The sequence below is a fragment of the Streptomyces sp. NPDC059398 genome, from assembly GCF_042751845.1.
In the GTDB taxonomy this organism is placed as follows: Bacteria; Actinomycetota; Actinomycetes; order Streptomycetales; family Streptomycetaceae; genus Streptomyces.
Window position 1 is genome coordinate 1 of record NZ_JBHYWP010000127.1, and the last position, 6,022, is coordinate 6,022.

5 protein-coding genes are annotated in these 6,022 nt (G+C 71.9%); 4 read left to right on the plus strand and 1 reads right to left on the minus strand.

From position 1 onward, the window contains the following. Nucleotides 1-935, minus strand: a 935-nt coding sequence (locus ACFXBC_RS31590) for an acyl-CoA dehydrogenase family protein (protein WP_385032275.1), incomplete at its 3' end; no start/stop codon positions are given. Nucleotides 936-1,127: 192 nt separating this feature from the next. Here ACFXBC_RS31590 and ACFXBC_RS31595 point away from each other — a divergent pair. From ACFXBC_RS31595 to ACFXBC_RS31610, 4 genes are all read left to right on the plus strand, one after another. After that, nucleotides 1,128-2,948 (plus strand): MFS transporter, encoded by a 1,821-nt coding sequence (locus ACFXBC_RS31595; protein ID WP_385032278.1) that lies wholly within the window; start codon nt 1,128-1,130, stop codon nt 2,946-2,948. A 210-nt stretch (nt 2,949-3,158) separates the two neighbouring features. Continuing rightward, nucleotides 3,159-3,800, plus strand: a complete 642-nt coding sequence (locus ACFXBC_RS31600; protein WP_385032281.1) for a class I SAM-dependent methyltransferase — start codon at nt 3,159-3,161, stop codon at nt 3,798-3,800. A 38-nt stretch (nt 3,801-3,838) separates the two neighbouring features. Continuing rightward, nucleotides 3,839-4,753, plus strand: a complete 915-nt coding sequence (locus ACFXBC_RS31605; protein WP_385032285.1) for an N-acetylmuramoyl-L-alanine amidase — start codon at nt 3,839-3,841, stop codon at nt 4,751-4,753. Between the two features lie 111 nt (nt 4,754-4,864). Further along, nucleotides 4,865-5,734 (plus strand): DUF5336 domain-containing protein, encoded by an 870-nt coding sequence (locus tag ACFXBC_RS31610; protein ID WP_385032289.1) that lies wholly within the window; start codon nt 4,865-4,867, stop codon nt 5,732-5,734. The last annotated feature ends 288 nt before the right edge of the window (nt 5,735-6,022 follow it).

The following is a 6,022-nucleotide window of genomic DNA, read 5'->3' on the forward strand; positions in this document are numbered from 1 at the left end:
GGGGGGGGGCGGCGCGCGCGTCTGCGTGGGGCGCGGGGGGGGGGGCCCCCCGGCGGGGCGGGGGGGCCCGCCCGGGCGCCCGCCACGCCCGCGTCCGCCGCTTCCGTGCCCGCCGTATCCGCGCCCTCTCCGGCGGCCCGCGCCGCGTCCCAGGTCAGCGCCCTGGCCTGCTCGACCCGTAGCAGCATGTCCGCGCAGAGGTGCTTGACCGCCTGGAACTGGCCGATGGGCCGCCCGAACTGCTCGCGTACTTTGGCGTGTTCGGTGGCGGTGTGCAGCGCCCAGGCCGCGGTGCCGCAGGCGTCGGCGGCGAAGAGGACGGCCGCCAGATCGGTGACGAGTGTGGCGTCGAGCGTCAGCAGCCGGTCGGCGGGGATCTCTCCCCGCAGCCGTACCCCGGCGGTCGGCCGGGTCGGGTCCACGCTCTGCTGGGGGCGCACATCGAGCCCGTCGGCGTCCACGGCGGCCCAGCGCCCCTCGTGGCGCAGCAGGACCAGATCGGCCTCCGCACCGCCGAGCACCGGATCGTCCGGGTTTCCCAGAGCCACCGCGCCGGTACGGCGGCCGTCCGCGAGCGGCGCCGCGAGATCGGGGCGGCCCGCCCGGTGCAGTACGGCGGAGGCCAGCACGGTCGGCAGATACGGGCCGGGGAGCGCCGCCCGGGCCGCCTCCTCCAGGATGACGGCCTGCTCGACGAGGCCGCCGCCCCCTCCCCCGTACTCCTCGGGGAGGTGCGCGCCCAGCAGCCCCTGCCCGGCGAGCACGTCCCAGTGGGCCGGCCGCGCACCCGGGCGGCCCCCGGTACCGCCACCACCGTCACCGCCGGGTGGCGCGTCGAGCCGTGCGCGGGCCTTCCCCGGCGGCACCTCGCGCGCCAGCAGCCCCCGTACGGCTTCGGCCAACTCCCTCTGCTCCTGCGTGATTCCGATGCCCATGCGCAACGAGACTAGAACACGTTACATTCTGACGGAAGGTCAGATACCGAGGCGGGGCCGGGTGATACAGATCACGCGGCACTTATATGGCGTTTACCGGAATACACGGCCGCCTCCGGAAGCTTTCACGATGCAACCACCTGGACGCCCGGCCCGCTGCCGGCCCGTCTTACGCCCCCGGAGGCTTCACGTATGACACAGGCCGCTGCCTTGCTGCCCGAGACAATCGCCGAGGATCCGCGCTCCCCCCGTGGCAGGGGCGGCATCGTCCCCGTACTCGCCTTCGCAGGCATCGTCGTGGCCGTCATGCAGACGCTGCTCGTCCCGGTCATCAAAGATCTGCCGACGCTGCTGAGCACCGCCCCGTCGAACGCCACCTGGGTCATGACCGCCACGCTGCTCGCGGGTGCGATAGCCACGCCGATCATGGGACGGCTCGGCGATCTCTACGGCAAGCGGCGGATGCTGCTCGTCAGCCTCTCCGTCATGGTGATCGGCTCGCTGATCTGCGGGTTCACCGAGAACCTGCTGGTCATGATCGTCGGCCGTGCGCTCCAGGGCTTCGCCATGGGCGCCATCCCGCTCGGCATCGGGATCATGCGCGACGAACTCCCGCGCGAGAAGCTCGGCTCGGCGATGGCCCTGATGAGCTCCTCCATCGGCGTCGGCGGCGGACTCGCGCTGCCGGCCGCCGCCCTGGTGGCCCAGCACGCCGACTGGCACGCCCTGTTCTTCGGCGCCGCCGGGCTCGGTGTCCTCTCGATGGCGCTCACTCTCGTCTTCGTACCGGAGTCGTCGACCCGTGCCCCGGGCAGCTTCGACACCTTCGGCGCGCTCGGCCTCTCGGCCGGTCTGGTCTGCCTGCTGCTGCCGATCACCAAGGGCTCCGACTGGGGCTGGACCTCGGGCACCACGCTCGGGCTCTTCGGCGGGGCGCTCGCCATCCTGCTGCTGTGGGGCGTGATGGAGCTGCGGATCGCCGCACCCCTGGTGGACCTGCGCACCACGGCCCGCCGTGAGGTGCTGCTCACCAACCTGGCGTCGATCATGGTCGGTGTCGCCTTCTACGCCATCTCGCTGGTCCTGCCGCAGCTGCTCCAGCTGCCGAAGGCGACCGGTTACGGCCTCGGGCAGTCGATGGTGGTCGCCGGCCTGTGTGTGGCGCCGCTCGGCCTCACGATGATGCTCACCGCACCGGTCTACGCCAGGATCGCCGCGAAGTTCGGCCCCAAGGTCTCGCTGATGATCGGCATGCTGATCATCGCGGTCGGTTACGGGGCCGGGCTCGCCCTGATGAGCGCGCCCTGGCAGACCATCATCATCTCGGTCGTCGTCGGCGCGGGCATCGGTCTCGCCTACTCCTCGCTCCCCGCGCTGATCATCGGCGCGGTCGACCCCTCCGAGACGGGCGCGGCCAACGGACTGAACACGCTGATGCGCTCCATCGGTACCTCGGTGTCGAGTGCGGTGATCGGCATGGTGCTCGCGCACTCGTCGGTCGCGATGGGCCCGGTGTCCGTACCGAGCATGAGCGGCTTCCGCACCTCGTTCATGATCGCCACGGGTGCCGTGGTCATCGGCCTGGTGTTCGCGGTCTTCCTGCCCTCGCGCAGGCGCACGGCCGCGCTGCCGCAACCCCCCCGGCCTCTCGCCACCAGTGAGGGGATCACGGCGCCGGTCGCCGAGGCGGCCGAGGCCGTCAACGGCGCCCACGGCATCGCGGACTTCCGGGGGTTCCGGGGCCGGGTGCTCGACGCCGACGGCACTCCGGTACCGCGCGCCACGGTGACGCTGATCGACCACCGCGGCCGGCAGTCGGGGATCGTGGTCGCGGACGGCGCGGGCGCCTTCGCCCTCGCGGTGCGGTCGGCCGGTACGTACATCCTGGCCGCCACCGCACCCGGCCGGCCGCCGCTCGCCACCCATGTCGCGTACACGAGCGTGGACGAACGGGTGACGGTGGACCTGAGGCTGGGAGCGGCCGTACCGGAGAGGGAGAACGCGAACCGGTAGGCGGCGGCCCTGGCCCCGGACGCCTGGCGGCCGGTTGCGGGGCCACGCGCGGCAGGCGGGCGGTTGCGCGGGCGGGCGGTTGCGGGGCCCCTGCGCAACCCCCCGGCCTCCGCATCTACCATGAGCCGCCCGGCCGCCCGGCCGGGCAAGCACCCGTCCCACCCGCCCGGTTCCGCACAGCTCCGTTCCATTCCGTACAGGAGGATCCCCATGGCCGCCCCCACGCCAGCGACCCTGGCCGCGTTCGAGGCCGCCAAGGGGTTCATGCCCGTGGACGAAGGGCTCGCGCTGTACGACGCGGCGGCGCTGGCGGCCGGGCTCGGCCTGCCGCTCCTGGAGGTCGGCACCTACTGCGGCCGCTCCACCCTCCTCATCGCCGACGCGGCGCGCGCGGCCGGGGTGCCCGCGATCACCGTCGACCACCACCGCGGCAGCGAGGAGCAGCAGCCCGGCTGGGAGTACCACGACCCCTCCGTCGTGGACCCCGATGTCGGCCTGATGGACACCCTCCCCACCTTCCGCCGCACCCTGCACAAGGCGGGTCTCGAAGACCATGTGATCGCGATGGTCGGACGTTCCCCGCAGATCGCGAGGGCCTGGAGCGGGCCGCTCGGCCTGGTGTTCATCGACGGCGGCCACACCGACGAGCACGCGAGCGGCGACTACGAGGGCTGGGCCCCGCACCTCGCGGACGGCGGACTGCTGCTCGTCCACGACGTCTTCCCCGACCCGGCCGACGGCGGCCAGGCCCCGTACCGCGTCTACCTCAGGGCCCTCGCGTCCGGCGCCTTCACCGAGGTCTCCGTGACCGGCTCGCTCCGGGTCCTGCGCCGCACCGGAAGCGGAATCTGAGCCACCCGGCGCACCACGACAGCGCTTAAGCTCGGGTGGTGCTGTACGACGATGACGACCACCGCCCCGCCCGCTCACGCCGCCTCCGCACCTCCCCGGGGGTGATCACAGCCGCCGCCCTGGTGCCCGCCTGTCTGGCGGGCTGGCTGGTCTGGCATGCCGTGGGCCCGGACGACAGCACATCGACGAAGCCCCCGGCGCCGGTGAGCCAGTCCCCCGGCGGAGCCGCACACTCCCAGGACGACAAGCCGGGCGGCGGTGCTCCCGCCGGTCACCGGTCGATCGCCGGGAAGGTCGTCGTACTCGACCCCGGGCACAACCCGAACAATTACCGTCACCCGACCGAAATCAACCGTCCGGTGAATATCGGTAACGGCACAACAGAATGCGACACCACCGGCACTTCGACCAATAGCGGTTATGCGGAGGCCCGGTTCACCCTCGATGTCGCGCACCGGGCGCGCACCCTGCTGGAAAAGCAAGGGGTAAAGGTCAGACTGACCCAGAACGACGACCACAGTTTCGGCCCCTGTGTGCCCGAACGGGCCGCCGCCGGCAACAAGGCGAAAGCGGACGCCGCCGTCTCCGTGCACGCCGACGGTTCGTCAGTCGGCCACCGCGGCTTCCATGTGATCCTTCCCGCCCTGTTGAAAGCGGGCGCGGCCAACACCACTGACATCGTGGCCCCGTCGCGCGGTCTCGGAACCCGTATCGAGAAAAAGTTCGCCCGGGACACCGGAACCGCGCCCTCCAACTACATCGGCAACGGTACGGGGTTGGACACCCGGAGCGATCTCGGCGGGCTCAATCTCTCCACCGTGCCCAAAGTGTTCATCGAATGCGGCAATATGCGTGATCCCAAGGACGCCGCTCTGCTGACGAGTCGGAGCTGGCGCCAGAAGGCCGCACAGGGGATCGCGGACGGCATCAGCAGCTTTCTCCACGCGGAGTGACGAGACCCGACACACGACCCGCCCGGGCAGACGATAGATTCACCCCTACGATGGGGAGCCGCCCCCGAGCTCCACGCCGCCCCGACGAGCCGACCTACTAAGGACTCCTACGTGAACTTCCGCTCCCTCACACGAGGCGACGGCGTGGTGATCGGAGCAGCGGTGGTGCTGTTCATCGCCTCGTTCCTCGATCTCACCTCTTACGGCAAGCAGTGCAGCGGTTCCTACTGCGCCAATCTGAACAACCCCAGCGCATGGGACTCACTGGGCACACTGATGGCCATCTATCTGGCCGGCGTCATCGGGGCCGCCCTGATCACCGTGGCGCGCACCCTGCCGCAGCCTCGCAAGGTCGCCGGACTCGACATGGCCCAGTTCGGTGTCGCGTTCACCGTCTTCGCCGCGTGGACCGCTTTCTGGACCCTCATCGACGCGTCGAGCCGGGGGGCCGGTCTGATCCTCGGGTTCATCGCCTCGCTGGTGCTCGCGGGTGCGGCCGTGGCCGGTCCGCTCGTCCCGGCGCTCCAGGGCCCGCTGCTGAGTGCGCCGAAGCCGGCCGCCGTGACGCCGTCGCCGTACGGGGTGCAGGCGGCCGGTGTACCGGGCCAGGGGTACGGATACCCGGGCGCCCAGGGCCAGCAGCCCTACGGTGCGCAGCCGGGGCAGCCGCAGCCCGCGGCGTTCGGAGGCCAGGCCGGGCACCCCGGCCAGCCGCACGACACCCAGCAGCCCGCGGCCACCCAGCACTCCCAGCCGCAGCCCTCGGCCGAGGCCCCCGCCGGGGAGTTCGCCCCGTTCTGGTTCGCGGTTCCGGTGGCCCGCCCGCTGTACGCGGAGGACGGCTCACCGGCCCCCATCGCCGAACTGGCCCCGGGCACCTGGTATCTCGCGGTCGAGCAGCGCGGCCCTGGCCTGATCGCACAGACGCAGGACGGCCGGCGCGGCGTGCTCCAGGACACCACGGGTATCCAGCGCGGCTGAGGCCGTTCGCCCCCTCCGGGGCGGCATCTCCTCCCGTACGCTCCTCCCTTCGAACTTTCGAACCTTCGAACCTTCGAACAGGACACCGCAGGCGGGCCTTCCGGGTCACCGCAGGCGAAATCCGGGCCGCCGCGCGCAGGGCGGGGGCCCCGGGGGGTGTGCGCGGGGGCGGGGGCGGCGGCCGGTGCGTACGACGTTGAGTCGGCCGTCATAACCAAAACGACGATACAGGCAGTGGTGAGGGCCAGGGCGGTGGACAGCAACAGTCATGTGAGGGTTCTCGACCTC